This window comes from Caproiciproducens sp. MSJ-32 (assembly GCF_018918055.1).
Classification (GTDB): Bacteria; Bacillota; Clostridia; order Clostridiales; family Clostridiaceae; genus Clostridium.
In genome coordinates this window covers 1-15,332 of the sequence record NZ_JAHLPS010000113.1, presented here as the reverse complement: position 1 = coordinate 15,332, position 15,332 = coordinate 1, and the positions used below count along the sequence as shown (strand labels likewise).

The 15,332-nt window shown below is 27.6% G+C and carries 14 protein-coding genes, 1 tRNA gene, 1 other RNA gene, 1 pseudogene and 1 riboswitch; of the genes and pseudogenes, 15 read left to right on the top strand and 2 right to left on the bottom strand.

What is annotated here, in order from left to right; translation table 11 throughout:
- Nucleotides 1-191 precede the first annotated feature (191 nt).
- The 12 genes from KQI16_RS11805 (at nt 192) to KQI16_RS11750 (ending at nt 10,635) form a co-directional block, all read left to right on the top strand.
- A complete protein-coding gene (locus tag KQI16_RS11805; protein WP_216434673.1) occupies nt 192-1,223 on the top strand; it encodes a deoxyguanosinetriphosphate triphosphohydrolase in 1,032 nt (343 codons plus the stop codon).
- A 159-nt stretch (nt 1,224-1,382) separates the two neighbouring features.
- A complete protein-coding gene (gene dnaG, locus KQI16_RS11800; RefSeq protein ID WP_216434672.1) occupies nt 1,383-3,161 on the top strand; it encodes a DNA primase in 1,779 nt (592 codons plus the stop codon).
- 27 nt (nt 3,162-3,188) lie between these two features.
- On the top strand, nt 3,189-4,298 hold the full coding sequence (gene rpoD / locus KQI16_RS11795; RefSeq protein ID WP_216434671.1) for an RNA polymerase sigma factor RpoD: 1,110 nt from the start codon (nt 3,189-3,191) through the stop codon (nt 4,296-4,298).
- Nucleotides 4,299-4,338: 40 nt separating this feature from the next.
- Complete coding sequence (locus KQI16_RS11790; protein ID WP_216434670.1) at nt 4,339-5,031, top strand: tRNA (adenine(22)-N(1))-methyltransferase; 693 nt, start codon at nt 4,339-4,341, stop codon at nt 5,029-5,031.
- Between the two features lie 12 nt (nt 5,032-5,043).
- Entirely contained in the window at nt 5,044-5,838 is a 795-nt protein-coding gene (locus KQI16_RS11785; RefSeq protein WP_216434669.1) for a Nif3-like dinuclear metal center hexameric protein, read from the top strand.
- A gap of 66 nt (nt 5,839-5,904) precedes the next feature.
- Nucleotides 5,905-6,150 carry a hypothetical protein gene (locus KQI16_RS11780; protein WP_216434668.1) on the top strand — a complete coding sequence of 82 codons (246 nt, stop codon included), beginning with the start codon at nt 5,905-5,907 and terminating at the stop codon, nt 6,148-6,150.
- A 51-nt stretch (nt 6,151-6,201) separates the two neighbouring features.
- Nucleotides 6,202-6,562, top strand: an RNA gene (gene rnpB / locus KQI16_RS11775) — RNase P RNA component class A.
- Nucleotides 6,563-6,814: 252 nt separating this feature from the next.
- Nucleotides 6,815-7,105: a hypothetical protein gene (locus KQI16_RS11770; protein WP_216434667.1), complete on the top strand. Its 291-nt coding sequence runs from the start codon at nt 6,815-6,817 to the stop codon at nt 7,103-7,105.
- Nucleotides 7,106-7,186: 81 nt separating this feature from the next.
- On the top strand, nt 7,187-7,540 hold the full coding sequence (locus KQI16_RS11765) for a phage holin family protein (protein ID WP_216434665.1): 354 nt from the start codon (nt 7,187-7,189) through the stop codon (nt 7,538-7,540).
- Between the two features lie 145 nt (nt 7,541-7,685).
- A riboswitch (TPP riboswitch) is annotated at nt 7,686-7,787 on the top strand.
- A gap of 103 nt (nt 7,788-7,890) precedes the next feature.
- Nucleotides 7,891-8,514, top strand: coding sequence for an energy-coupled thiamine transporter ThiT (thiT, locus tag KQI16_RS11760; protein WP_216434663.1), 624 nt, complete (start codon nt 7,891-7,893; stop codon nt 8,512-8,514).
- Nucleotides 8,515-8,657: 143 nt separating this feature from the next.
- Nucleotides 8,658-9,710, top strand: a complete 1,053-nt coding sequence (locus KQI16_RS11755; protein ID WP_286173102.1) for an aldose epimerase family protein — start codon at nt 8,658-8,660, stop codon at nt 9,708-9,710.
- 160 nt (nt 9,711-9,870) lie between these two features.
- Complete coding sequence (locus KQI16_RS11750; protein ID WP_216434661.1) at nt 9,871-10,635, top strand: potassium channel family protein; 765 nt, start codon at nt 9,871-9,873, stop codon at nt 10,633-10,635.
- A gap of 77 nt (nt 10,636-10,712) precedes the next feature.
- On the opposite strand, the gene treR is transcribed toward KQI16_RS11750, so the two are convergent.
- The gene (treR, locus tag KQI16_RS11745; protein ID WP_216434660.1) at nt 10,713-11,426 is read right to left on the bottom strand and encodes a trehalose operon repressor; all 714 of its coding nucleotides are present in this window, start codon (nt 11,424-11,426) and stop codon (nt 10,713-10,715) included.
- 185 nt (nt 11,427-11,611) lie between these two features.
- Between treR and treP the strand changes: the two genes are divergently transcribed.
- The 3 genes from treP to KQI16_RS11730 all read left to right on the top strand — a co-directional run bounded on the left by treP (nt 11,612) and on the right by KQI16_RS11730 (nt 15,033).
- Complete coding sequence (gene treP / locus KQI16_RS11740; protein WP_216434658.1) at nt 11,612-13,072, top strand: PTS system trehalose-specific EIIBC component; 1,461 nt, start codon at nt 11,612-11,614, stop codon at nt 13,070-13,072.
- 55 nt (nt 13,073-13,127) lie between these two features.
- Nucleotides 13,128-14,789, top strand: a complete 1,662-nt coding sequence (gene treC, locus KQI16_RS11735) for an alpha,alpha-phosphotrehalase (protein ID WP_216434656.1) — start codon at nt 13,128-13,130, stop codon at nt 14,787-14,789.
- 158 nt (nt 14,790-14,947) lie between these two features.
- A tRNA-Leu gene (locus tag KQI16_RS11730) sits at nt 14,948-15,033 on the top strand.
- A gap of 5 nt (nt 15,034-15,038) precedes the next feature.
- On the opposite strand, the pseudogene KQI16_RS11725 reads toward KQI16_RS11730, so the two are convergent.
- Nucleotides 15,039-15,332, bottom strand: a pseudogene (locus KQI16_RS11725) (hypothetical protein); the annotation flags it as partial.

Sequence of the window (15,332 nt, the reverse complement as noted above, 5' to 3'; positions counted from 1 at the left end):
TATGAACAATCAAAGGCTGGAGTGCCCTTGGAGCAAATTTTTCAAGCCTTAAAAATTGCCTAGGAGGAGTCTATTCAATTTTTATGGTAAATAATGCTATGAAATTTGCTCATTTATAAATATTTTAAAAATATGTTTAATTAAAGGAAAATAGAGAAAAATATAGAATAAGTAATATAGAGGTGAGATATATGAACCTAAGGAATAAAATAGAAGGATTTGAAAGGTTGACATTAATAAAAGAGGCTGCCTTTAGCAGCGCAAGTAAAGGTAGAAAAAAATTTGAAGAAGAAGATAAAGTCAGAACCTGTTATATGGTAGATAGAGATAGAATTATACATAGTAAAGCTTTTAGAAGATTAAAACACAAGACCCAAGTATATATTAAAGCCTTTGGAGATCATTATAGAACAAGATTAACTCATACATTGGAAGTATCACAAATTGCAAGAACTATAGGAGTTGGAATAGGATTAAACGAGGTCCTTATTGAAGCTATAGCTTTGGGACATGATTTAGGGCATGTAGCCTTTGCTCATAGTGGGGAAGAAGTCTTAAATAACTTTTTAGAGGGAGGATTTAGACATAGTGAGCAAAGTGTTAGGGTAGTAGAAAAATTAGAAAGAAATGGTGAAGGATTAAATCTAACAGAAGAAGTAATAGATGGTATATTAAATCACAGTGGTCTTAATTTAAAGGGAGAAAATAATCCTAGAACTTTAGAAGGAAAAGTAGTTAAAATAAGTGATAAAATAGCTTATTTAAATCATGATATAGATGATTCTATTAGAGTAGGTTTATTAAGTGAAGATGATATACCAAAAGAAATTATTAAAGTTTTAGGAAAAAGCAATTCAGAAAGAATAGATACTTTAGTAAATGATATTATTCATAATTCAATAAAATCTATTGAGAATAATTGTATTGATATAAAGTTTAGTAATGAAGTTTTTGAAGCTATGATTGAACTAAGGAAATTTATGTTTAAAAATATTTACTTAGGGGATATTTTAAGGGTGGAGAGAAATAAGGCTCAATTTATTTTAGAAAATCTGCTTGAATATTATTGTAGTCATGAAAATGAGCTGAAGGGAATATATAGAAAAATTGCAGAAGAAGAAGGAATAAAAAGAGCTGTAGCAGATTATATTGCTGGAATGAGTGATGATTATTGCTTGAATACCTTTAATTCGATTTTTGTGCCGAAATTAGTTATATATTAAATAAAATAAAAAAATAAGAGGAATTTTGAAATTGATAAAGAATAATAATAAAGAAGATTGAATATATAGAAAAAAATTTTAAAATTTCAGAAGGAATTCTATAAAAAATGTCGAAAATAATAAAAGTTGACGAAAATTACAGTAAGGAGGTGAATCTCCTTGCAGATTTCTGAAGAGATTCTAGAAAAGGTCAAAGAATATAATGATATAGTTGATGTAATATCAGAAACTGTCAAATTAAAAAGATCTGGCCGAAATTTTTTGGGATTATGTCCTTTTCATAATGAGAAGACACCTTCATTTTCAGTATCACCAGAAAGGCAGATATATAAATGCTTTGGCTGTGGAGAAGCAGGGAATGTAATAACATTTATTATGAAGAATAGAAATTTGCCCTATGTTGACGCAGTAAAGTATTTAGCTGATAGAGCCAATATTCAAATTGATACTGATAGAAAAAATGAAGATCCTAAGGCTAAAAAAAGAAATCTACTTTATAAGGTCAACGTAGAAGCAGCAAGATTCTTTTATTCAAATTTAAAAAATTCAACAATAGCAAAAAACTATTTTTTAAAAAGAGGAATAAAAGAAGAAACTATAAAAAAATTTGGTTTAGGATTTGCTAAAGATAGCTGGGACAGTCTACTTCTTCATCTTAAAAAACTTGGCTTTAAAGAAGATTTATTATACGAAGCTGGTTTAGTTTCTGCTTCAGTAAAAACAGGAAAGAAGTATGATAGGTTTAGGAATAGAGTAATATTTCCCGTTTTTGATTATAGAGGCAGGGTTATTGGATTTGGGGGAAGGGTATTAGACGATTCTAAGCCAAAGTATCTAAATTCTCCAGAAACATTAGTATTCCAAAAGGGAACTAATCTTTATGGATTAAATTTTGCTTTAAAAGGCAAAATGAATGAAAGATATTTTATTATTGTAGAAGGTTATATGGATTTAATATCATTGCATCAACAGGGGATAACAAATGTTGTTGCATCTTTAGGAACAGCTTTAACTCACGAGCAAGCACGCTTATTAAGAAGGTATGCTGATAAAGTTATTATTTCTTACGATGCTGATGTAGCGGGACAGACAGCAACCTTAAGAGGGCTAAATATACTAAGAGAGGTAGGATTTGATGTTAGGGTGTTAAATATACCTAATGGAAAGGATCCGGATGAATTTGTTAGAAACAATGGAAAAGAGGCATTTTTAGAATTGGTTAAAAATGCAGAAAATTTAATAGATTATCGAATTAGAAAAGCTGGAGAAGGTTTAAATCTAGACGATAATACTGACTTGGTTAAGTATGGTAAGAAAGTAACTGAGATATTAGCTGATGTAAATCCTTTAGAAAAAGATATATATATTAAAAATATATCAGAAAAAACAGGAATAAGAGAACAGACATTATTTGATTTATTAACAAAAGAAATGACAAAAAACATAAATAAAAATAATTTTATGAATAATAAGGAAGAAAATGGAACAAAATTATATGTAGAACCACCATTTTTAAAAGCAGAAAGAGCTTTATTAAAATTATCTCTAGAAGATGAATACTTTGAAGAAATTGAAAATTTAATAAAAATTGAAGACTTTATTGTACCGGAGCATATAGAGATATTTTCTATAATTAAAGAAGCAAAAAAGGGAAAAATAAATAATATAGTAGGTTATTTAGAAACCCGATTTACTGATGCAAAAATTTTAGAAGAAATAGTCAAAATTAAGGAAGAAAAAATTCTAATAGGAAATAATAATAAAAAATTAATTAGAGATTTAATAAAGCAGATAATTAATTATAAATTAAATAAGGATTTAGAGACCTTGAAAAGTAAGCAAAGAATATTTGAAAAACAAGGAAAAATAGAGGAGACAATAAGAATAGCAATGGAAATTAATAAGATAAACGAGCAACTTAAGAAAGGTGTGAATTAAGTGGTAAAAGCGGAAGGAGGTAAAAAAATGGTAGATGGAAAAACAAAAGCTAAGGACGCTAAAAAAGATAGTGAAAGCAAAAGCAGCAAAATGGCAGTAGTTAAAAATCTACTAGACAAAGCTAAGAGCAAAGGTTCTATAACATATAAGGAATTAATAGATGAAATTGATCATATAGAATTAAGTCCTGAACAAATAGAAAAAATTTATGAAGTATTAGAATCAATGGGGATAGAAATAATTGGTGATGAAATTTCCGAGGATAATATCGAGGAAGAAGATTTAGACTTAACTATTCCAGAAGGTATAGCAATAGATGATCCTGTAAGAATGTATTTAAAAGAAATAGGAAAAGTACCTTTATTATCATCAGAAGAAGAAATAGAACTAGCAACAAGAATAGAACAAGGAGATGAAAAGGCTAAAAAGAAATTAGCAGAAGCAAACCTTAGACTAGTTGTTAGTATTGCAAAAAGATATGTAGGAAGAGGAATGTTATTCCTAGATTTAATTCAAGAAGGAAATTTAGGGCTAATAAAAGCAGTAGAAAAATTTGATTATAGAAAAGGCTTTAAATTTTCTACATATGCAACATGGTGGATAAGGCAAGCAATAACTAGAGCTATTGCTGACCAAGCAAGAACCATTAGAATCCCAGTTCATATGGTTGAAACAATAAATAAATTAATCAGAATTCAACGACAATTATTACAGGAATTAGGAAGGGATCCACACCCAGAAGAAATTGCTGAGATTATGGAATTACCAGTTGAAAAGGTAAGAGAAATTCAAAAAATAGCCCAAGAACCAGTATCTCTTGAAACACCAATTGGTGAAGAAGAAGATTCACATCTTGGAGATTTTATACCAGATGATGATGCCTTAGCACCTGCAGAAGCTGCCGCTTTTACAATGCTTAAGGAACAATTAATAAATGTATTAGATACATTAACACCTAGAGAAGAAAAGGTATTAAGACTAAGATTTGGTTTAGATGATGGTAGAGCAAGAACTCTTGAAGAAGTTGGAAAAGAGTTTAATGTAACTAGAGAAAGAATAAGGCAAATTGAAGCAAAAGCTCTTAGAAAATTAAGACATCCTTCAAGAAGTAAAAAATTAAAGGATTATTTAGATTAGCACCAAAGGGTGCTAATTTTATTTAGCAAGGAGTAGAAAAATGGAACTAAGCAAAAGATTAAAATTTATTATTAATAATATGGAGAATATTGATGTTTTGGCAGATATAGGTACAGATCATGGTTATATACCAATTTATGCTGTAAAAAATAATCTTTGCAAAAAGGCAATTGCAACAGATGTAAATAAACTTCCTTTAGATAAGGCAAAGTTAAATGCAATTTTGGAGGGAGTAGATGATAAACTAGAATTTAGATTAGGAAATGGACTTAAGCCTTTAAACAATAATGAAGCTAATGGGGTAATAATAGCTGGAATGGGTGGTAACCTAATAGTAAATATATTAGAAGATAGTATTAAGAAAGTTAATGAGTTAGATTATCTTATTTTGCAACCAGCTCAAAATCCAGAGGTTTTAAGAGAATATTTATATAATAATAATTATGAAATAATAAAAGAAGATCTTTGTTTAGATGAAAATATTTATTATGAACTTTTCAAGGTTAAAAGAAAAAATGGAGAAAATACTAAATTAGACCCTATATATTATGAAGTAAGTCCTAAATTAATAATGGAAAAACATCCACTATTAAAAGATTATTTAAATTTAAAAATAGAAAATTATAAACGCATTTTAAGTTATATAAATGAGGATACAGAGAATGCTAATATAAGAAAAGAAGTCATAAAAAATAAAATTGATTTGATTTCTAATATAATAAATTATTTATAAGGATGATGATTTATGAGAAAAGTTAAAGATATAATAAATATAATGGAGGACTTTGCTCCAGTAAATTTAAAAGAAGATTTTGATAATGTTGGATTAATGGTTGGAGATAAAGAAGCAGAAGTTAATAAGATTTTATTAGCTTTAGATTGTACTCTAGAAGTTATAGAAGAAGCTAAAGAAAAAAAGGTGGACTTAATTATAACACACCATCCCTTAATTTTTAAAAAACCAAGTTCTATAACAACTGATACTTTATTAGGTAAAAAAATAATTGAATTAATAAAAAATGATATAAGCCTTTACTCAAGTCATACAAACTTAGATTCAGCAGAAAAGGGACTAAATGAAACAATTGTTAAAATTTTTGGCTTTGGAAAAGGGGAATTGTTAGAAATAAATAAAAATTCAAGAGATAATAAATCAGAAGGGCTTGGAAGATTAGTAAGTCTTGAGGAAGATATAAGCATAGAAGAATTAATAAATTCTATTAAAGAAAAATTAAATATAGAAGCTGTAAAAGCAGTTATTGGAAAAGAAAAAATAAGAAAGCTTGCAATAATAAATGGCAGTGGATCATCATTTTTTAATATAGCCTATAATAAAGGAGCAGATTGTATTATTACAGGGGATACAACTTATCATTTTGCATCAGATTATAAAGAAATGGGAATTTCAATTATTGATATAGGTCATTTTGCTTCAGAATGGATAGTATTTCAAGAAGTTATGAAAGAAATAAAAGAAAAATTTAATGATGTAGAAGTTTTAATATCTAATAAATCTAAGGATCCATATATATTTTTATAATTCTCACATAATTATTGTAAATTTATAATATAAATAATAAGAGTAGTATTTGTTATGGAGAGAATTGTGAGTAAATATTATTACAGAAAGAAGAAAAGTCCTTGGACAAAAGTTCTTCAAGATACATTTAAGGAATTTGTTCATGGTATAAATAAAAGAATTATAGCAGGGAAATGCACGCCAAAATCAGAAAATACTGCAGCTAAAATATGTGTTATTGTTCTTATAGTATTAACATTACTATTTTCAGGAATAGGTTTTTATTCCTGGGTTATTTTAATTATGTTAGTTATTATTTTTCAATTTTTGTAAACTAAAAATTGTATTTGCAAAATAAAATTATTTATGATAAGATACTTTTTGCAAGTAAGACATGCAATCGCTGCTAGACTTGATCTAGGAGAGGAAAGTCGGAGCTCCATAGGGCAGGGTGCTGGATAACGTCCAGTCAAGGCGACTTGAAGGAAAGTGCAACAGAGATATACCGCCTTAATATTAAATATTTTATTTAATATTAAGGTAAGGGTGGAAAGGTGAGGTAAGAGCTCACCAGCATCATGGTGACATGATGGCTATGTAAACCCCACCTGGAGCAAGGCCGAATAGGGAGACATTATGGGGTGGCCCGCTCCGTCTCCGGGTGTGCCGCTTGAGCTTATTGGTAACAATAAGCCTAGATAGATGATTGCTTAATACAGAACTCCGCTTACGGCTTGCTTGCAACAAAGTAATATAAGGACTTAAAATAAGGCGAAAGTAAATTTACCTTATTTTTAAGTCCTTATTTATTTTAGAAATTATAAGCAAAGAGGTTAGCATGTTTAATGTTAACCTCTTTTTAATATTTAAGAATCTTATGGAAATTAGATTTAAATAAATTTAGAAATAAATAATAATTTTAAATATTAAAAATAGCATTTAAATACTTTTTTTAGAATAAATTTTAATAAGTTTTAAATATAAAAGGAGAGTTTAAATGCAAAATTTATTTATTGTTATAGTAATTTCTATACTTGCAGAAAGTATATGGGAAACATTAAAAATGGTTTGGCAGGATGGAAAGTTATGTGTAGATAAGATAGGTGCTTTAGTTATTTCTATACTTATAACAATTTCTACGGGTTTAGATATTTTCAAACTATTAAAAATTAATAATAAGATTCCTTATCTTGGAATAATTTTAACAGGAATATTGGTCAGTAGAGGTTCAAATTTTATACATGATTTAATAGTAAAAGTAACTAATGACATTGTTAAGAAAAATTAAACATAAATATTTTTTTAAATTATGCAGATACTATAATTGTTTAGTAAAGCTTAAAGTTAAAAAAACATAGGAGGAATATTTATGGAACATAATAAAGTAGAAAGTGGCGCAATGTCATGGATATTAAGGCTTCTAATGGTAGCGGTAATTTTAGCAATTACATCTTTTTTTACTCCGGGATTTAGTATAAATGGTTTATGGTCATTTTTAATTGCAGCAGTTGTAATTACTGTATTAGATTATTTGGTAGAAAAAATGATGGGAGATGAGATTTCTCCATTTGGAAGAGGATTAAAAGGATTTGTAATATCAGCAATAATTATATATGTTGCACAATTTATTGTTCCTAATATGAGAGTTACAATGATAGGAGCATTATTAGCAGCATTGGTTATTGGAATCATAGATGCTATTATTCCGGGAAAATCATTTTAAAATATTTATAAATTAATAACTCATAGACTCTATAAAAAGTTTATGAGTTATTTTTAAATTTAAGCTTTTAAAAAATATATATATTTGAAATACACAAAAAAATATGATATTATATTTGTGAAAATAAAATATAATATCATATCAAATTATGTGCTAGGGGTGCTTCGGCTGAGAAATGATTTTTTAATCATTAACCCTTATACCTGATATAGATAATACTAGCGTAGGGAAGCCATAAATAAGTAATTAAAGTGTATATTGCTTATTTTGCCGTGTTCCCGCGAACACGGCTTTTTCTATTAACAATCAAGGTATATTTACTCCTTAGCACAAGAGAAGGAGGATTTTTTATGAAAATTTTAGAAAACATTAAAGAAATTATGTCTAATTGGACAAGTATAGCAAGCATAATAGGTTTGCTAATAATTTTTTTTGTATTTATTAAAGTGAAAAAAGTTGAATTTACTTCAAGGCTTATTGCTCATATTGCAATAACTCTTGCTATGACGGTAGTATTAGAGATGATTAAGGTATTTCAATTGCCATTTGGAGGAAGTGCATCAATCGCGGGAATGCTTCCAATAATATTAATTTCATTAATATATGGTCCTATTATAGGAATTTTTACAGGATTCTTGTATGGTATTCTAAATTTTATTATAGGGCCTGCATATATTTTACATCCTATTCAGGTAATATTTGATTATATTCTTCCTTTCATGGCAGTGGGCTTATCTGGTTTCTTTAAAAATAATAAATTTATTGCCATAGCAGTAGGATTCTTTGGAATGTTTGTATTTAACTTTACTGCTGGTGTAATATTCTGGGGAAGTTATGCTGCAGATTATAATTTGACACCGATAGTTTATTCTTTTATATATAATGGTTCCTTTATATTAATTGATTGTTTAATATGCATGGCAGTTGCATCAGTTATAAATATAAAAAGCCTCATTAAAAGACTTAGAATATAAATGAAATAATTTAATAATATTTATAAGTTAAGGAGATTGCCTAAGGGAAGTTAGGGAATCTCTTTTATTTTTATTATTTATTGACTTTAAATAGGAAAAAAGATTATATTTAAATTATAAATGTTAATGAAAGGTAGAGTGCTATGTGTATTGAAAAGGTTTTTATAAATATGAGAGAAAATAGTGAAATAATTAGTTTTAGTTTAAGAAATTCTAAGGGATTTGGAATTGATTTTTTAAATTTGGGAGGAGTAATTACGGATATACTAGTACCTGATAAGAAAGGTAATATTGAAAATGTAGTTTTAAAATATGAGGATTTAGAGACTTATGTTACTAATCCATCTTATTATGGAGCAATAGTTGGCAGAACTGCAGGCAGGATTGCAAATGGAACTACGAAGTTAAATGATGAAGTTTTAACCTTTAATAAAAATTATGGAGTTAATCAAGGGCACGGGGGACCAAATGGATTTACTTTTAAAATATTTAATGTAGAAGTTCGTGAGAATGAAAATGAAGTTAGTGCTTTATTATCTTATTATAGTAAGGATGGAGAAGAGGGGTATCCAGGAAATTTAAAAGTTAATATAATATATACTATAAATGAAAATAATGAGTTTAAAATAACTTATAAAGCGGTAAGTGATAAAGATACTTTAGTAAATTTAACTAATCATTCTTATTTTAATTTAAGTGGAAATTGTAAAGGAGATATATTAAATCATTATCTATATGTAAATAGCGATTTTTTAGTTGAATTAAATAATAATCAAGTTCCTACTGGCAGATTATTATATGTAGAAAATACACCTTTTGATTTTAATATTGCAAAGAAAATAGGAAGAGATATAAATAGTGATGATCCACAATTAGCAATTGGACAAGGTTATGATCATCCTTGGATATTAAATCCAGAAGGAAATTTAAAATTAAGATTGGTTCATAAAGAATCTGGTAGAGTAATGGATGTATATACAAATCAAAAATCTGTAGTTTTATATACATTAAATTTTCCAGATGATAAGACATTGGCTTGTGGAAGAAAGGCTAACAAAAGAGATGCCATTGCAATTGAAACTCAAAGCCCTCCTATTGGAGAAAATAATATATTCACAAAATATTCTATATTAAGAAAAGGAGAAGAATATTTTAAAGAAACTGTTTATAAATTTTCTATATTAGAGGAAAAATAATATAATAAAAGGCTTAAGTGCGAATATAAGTTGACAAAGATAATTTAGTCCTTATATTTGCACTTTTTATTTTGTAAGTTAACTTCCCAATAATTATATCATTTTATTAAAAATAGAATTATAGAATATATAGAGAATAGTAATTAAAAGGGGAATAACTATGAGCAAAGTTAATTTACATAAAACTTTTATTGCTTTATTATCTTTGATGAATTCAGTAATAATTATTATAAAATTAATGTATAAGATGCCTTATATTGTGAAAGAGACCTTATTATATATAAATTTTATAATATGTATTGTTTTCTTCACTGATTATTTTTTTAGAATATTTAAAAGCAAAAATATAATTTATTTTATATTAAATAATAAGGTTGATTTAATTTCATCAATTCCAATTAAATATATTGATAAATTATCTAATTTCACTATTATGGGCTATAATATAAATTTGATATTTAATTTATTTATTTTATTTATACTAATACTAAAGTTTAAGAATAATATAAAATATTTAGTTAAAGAGAATAAATTTAATTATCTATTAATTTTAACAATTATAATAATTGTATTAGGAGCTGTTGTTATTTCGCTTTTAGAAGAAATGTCTTTTATAGATGCTATTTGGTGGACTTTTGTAACCTTTACTACAGTTGGCTATGGGGATGTATTAATAGAAAGTCCTTTAGGAAAAATTGTAGCCATATTATTAATGATATTAGGTGTAGGTTTTATAAGTGTTACAACAAGTACAATAGCTGTATATATTATAAATAAAGAAGGTTATAAAAATCAAAAGAGAGGATTTAGGGAAAATACAATAGATTTTATAAAATATAATTTAGATAATATAGATGATTTAAGTGATAAGGATTTAGAAGATATTTATTATACTTTGAAAAGATTAAAAGATAATAAAAAATAGACTGTCTAGGCAGTCTTTTTTTAATGTAGAATGTACAATGTACATTCTACATTAAAAAGCGCAGTGCACTTTTTAAGTTATAATCTTTTGGCATATGTAGAAAAAATAAATTTATCAGGTCTATGTCTAGACTCTGTATATTCAAATAATGTTCCATCATCTAAATTTACATAGTTTTTAATAATTGCTACTAAATTATATTTTTTTAGCTCTAGATATTTTTTATCTAATTTAGATGCTGGTTCGACAGAAACAATTTTTTGTGCGCCTGCAATTTTTAAGGAAAGAGTATTTTCTAAATAGTCATAAATAGAATTTACAGCAATATCTTTTGAAAGTCCATTTACAACATCCTTTAGGAAATAGTTGATATCAAGAATTGTTTCTTCACCATCTATATTTCTTGATCTAATAATATGAAAAACTTTAGATCCTAAAGGAAAACCAGTAATTTTTGAAAGTTTTTCATCTATTATTATCTCTTCGAAAGTATGTAAATTGGTAGAATATAAAACTTCATTTGTTTCAGAGGCTTCCTTAAAGCTTTGAAGTCCACCAACTAGAAATTTAAGTTGATGTTTTTCTATAACAAATACTCCCTTTCCATGAACACTTGTTACAAAGCCTTCAAAGGAAAGCTTATCTATGGCCCTTCTTACTGTATTTCTGCTTACGTTAAATAATGCTGTTAATTCATTTTCAGAAGGAATTTTTTCACCAGCCTTATATTCATTTGAAATAATTTTATTCTTTAAGTAGTCATATATTTCTGTGTATTTAACTTGTTTCATAGAATAACAGTTCTCCTTTAATAAATAGTCTATGTATATTATAGCATCTATAAAGCAAAATAAAAATTGAATAAATTTTAAAAAATTCTTAAAAACATGTTTAAACAACTATTGACAAGCATGTTTAAACAAGATATAATGTAATCGTAATCAAAAATATTAATTTTATATATGAGGTGAGGAGAATGGGTAAATTTAAACAAGAAGCCTTAGACCTATTAGAACTTGTTGGGGGAAAAGAAAATATTGCAAGTCTTAGTCACTGTGTGACAAGGTTAAGGTTTGTATTAAAAGATGAAGGAAAAGCAAATGTAAAAGAAATTGAAAAATTACCAACTGTAAAAGGTACATTTACAAATGCTGGACAATTCCAAGTTATCATTGGAAATCAAGTTAAAGCATTTTTTGATGAATTTGTAGAGGTATCTGGTGTAAAAGGAGTATCAAAAGAAGAAGCTAAAAAAGCTGCTCAACAAAATATGTCATTTTTACAAAGAGTAATAAGTGGACTAGCTGAAATATTCGTTCCAATTTTACCAGCAATTATAACAGGTGGTTTAATATTAGGTTTTAGAAATATTATAGGTGACATGAAGATCTTTGGAGATGGAACTCAAGCTCTTACAGATCTATATCCAGTGTTAGCAGAAATTCATAGTTTCTTATGGATATTAGGAGAAGCGATATTCCACTTCTTACCTGTTGCAATAACTTGGTCAACAGTTAAAAAGTTTGGTGGTTCAGAAATTTTAGGTATTGTTTTAGGTATTACTTTAGTATCACCACAACTTTTAAATGCTTACGGCTATGCAGCAGCTGTACAAGAAGGAACAGTTCCATTCTGGGATTTTGGACTATTTACAATTGATAAGGTTGGTTATCAAGCACAAGTAATTCCAGCTATGTTATCAGGTATTTTACTAAGCAAATTAGAACTTTCTTTACGTAAGTATATACCAGATGTATTAAAAATGATTATTATACCATTTGTAGCATTGCTAGTAACTTTATTATTGTCTTATATTGTTATAGGACCAGTATCAAGAGTACTTGGTGATAATATAGCACTTGTATTTAATTATTTATTAACTGGACCTATTAAATTACTTGGAGCAATAATTTTTGGATTATTATATGCACCATTAGTTATTACAGGATTACATCATACATTTATAGCTGTAGACTTACAACTTATCGCAAATAATGGAGGAACAATGATATGGCCTCTAATAGCTTTAAGTAATATAGCTCAAGGTTCAGCAGCAGTTGCAATGTTAATTATTTATAAAAAGAATGCAAAACTTAAATCTGTAGCTGCATCAGCTGGTATTTCAGCATGGCTTGGAGTTACTGAACCAGCAATGTTTGGTGTTAACTTAAAATATAAATATCCATTCTATGCAGCATTAATTGGATCAGCATCAGCAGCAGTAGTATCAATACTTACTGGAGTTTTAGCTAACTCAATTGGTATAGGAGGATTACCAGGCTTCTTAGCAATACAACCTCAATATTGGGTACAATTTATAATCGCTATGATAGTAGCAGTAATCGTTCCAGCAGCTTTAACATTTGTATTTGATAAAAAATACTCAAAAGATTTTGATGAGTTAGTTGAAGCTAAAGAAAGTGCAACAATGAATTAAATTAACGTGGTTGTAGCTTCGCTGCAACCACCTATTATTTGCAAGAGGTGAAGTTATGAATAATAATAATTGGTGGAAATCATCAGTAGTATATCAAATTTATCCAAAGAGTTTTAAAGATAGTAATGGAGATGGAATAGGAGATATAGCAGGAATAATAGAAGAATTGGATTATATAAAGAGTTTAGGGGTAAAGGTTATATGGCTTACACCTATTTATGTGTCACCTCAAAATGATAATGGATATGACATAGCAGATTATTATAACATTGATAAAATGTTTGGGACCATTGAAGATTTTAAGAGACTTTTAGACGAGACTCATAAAAGAGGTATGAAACTAATAATGGATATGGTTGTTAACCATACATCAACAGAAAATTATTGGTTTAAGGAAGCTTTAAAAGGGGAAGATAATCCATATCATGATTTCTATATTTGGAGAGATAAGCCTAACAACTGGAGTTCAAAATTTGGAGGAGCGGCTTGGGAATATGTTGAGAGTTTAAATAAATATTATTTACATTTATTTGATGTTACTCAAGCTGATTTAAATTGGGAAAATCCAAGGGTTAGAGAAGAAATTTTTAAAATTATGAGATATTGGCTTGATATGGGAGTTGATGGCTTTAGGTTAGATGTTGTAAATCTCTTATCTAAGGATCAGAGATTTTTAGATGATGATTATACAAATGCCAATAGGGATGGAAGAAGATTTTATACAGATGGACCTAGAATTCATGAATATTTAAATCTTATGAATAAGGAAGTATTTTCAAAATATGAAAGTATAATGACTGTAGGGGAAATGTCATCAACTAATATAGAAAATTGTATTAAGTACACCAATCCTGATAATCAAGAATTAGATATGGTGTTTAATTTCCACCATTTAAAAGTAGATTATAAAAACGATAAAAAGTGGGAATTAATGCCTTTTGATTTTAAAAAGCTTAAAAACTTACTATTTACATGGCAAGTTGAAATGGAAAAGGGAAATGGATGGAATGCCTTATTCTGGTGCAATCATGATCAACCAAGAATAGTATCAAGGTTTGGAAATGACACAGTATATAGGGAAGAATCAGCTAAAATGTTAGGTACAGCAATTCAGTTAATGAGAGGAACTCCTTATATATATCAAGGTGAAGAAATAGGAATGACAAATCCAAACTTTGAAAGTATAGAAAAATTTAGAGATGTAGAATCTTTAAATGCTTATGATATATTATTAAAAAAGGGAATAGAAGAAAAAGAAGTATTAAATATTTTAAACAATAGATCAAGAGATACTTCAAGAACACCTATGCAATGGAATAAGGAAAAGCATGGAGGTTTCACAAAAGGAACTCCTTGGATAGATGCAGCTAAAAATTATAATGAAATAAATGTTGAATCAGAAGAAGAAAATGAAAATTCAATTTTAAATTATTATAGGAAGCTAATTAAATTAAGAGAGGAAAATGAGGTAATCTCAGAAGGAAAGTTTATACCTATATTAGAAGATCATTCACAAGTGTTAGCTTATATAAGGGAAAAAGATGATAAAAAAATTATGGTTTTATGTAATTTTTATGAAGAAAGTACCTTTGTAGAATGTGAAGAATTGAGTAAAATAGATGAAGTTCTTTTAACTAATTCTAAAGAAAATAAAATTGAAGGAAGTAAGGCGTTTTTAGGACCATATGGATCAATTGTTATATCAATTAACAATTAATAGATTTAAATTAGTTATTTTAGCATTTTAAAAGTTAAAAATAAGGAGATATACAATGGCTTTATATCTCCTTATTTAAATTTATAAAAAGATAAATTGACTTATTATTTCTCTTGAAAGTTTTATTAAAATATTTTAAAATAAATTATGCAAAATATGCAGATGTGGCGGAATGGCAGACGCATCATCTTGAGGGGGTGACGAGGGAAGCCTCGTGCGGGTTCAAGTCCCGCCATCTGCACCAAATATTTATTTTTTTATATGATAATTTTTCAGCTTTTCTAAGATTAAGTTATATTTTTTTGATCTTAAGCTTGGAAAAGCTTTTAATATTCTATTATGACTTCGTATATTTTTTTCAAATAATTCCTTATATTTTGATCTCAGTTCATCAAGTTTCAATATGCCTATATTTAAATCTTCTTTAATAGGAGAAATTTTTTCTGAAACCTTTAAGCTTGTATCGGAAATTGTTTGGCCGACTTCATCTGAAAGTCTCTTTATATTTTTTGAAATTTCACTTATCAATTTTAATCTTTTATT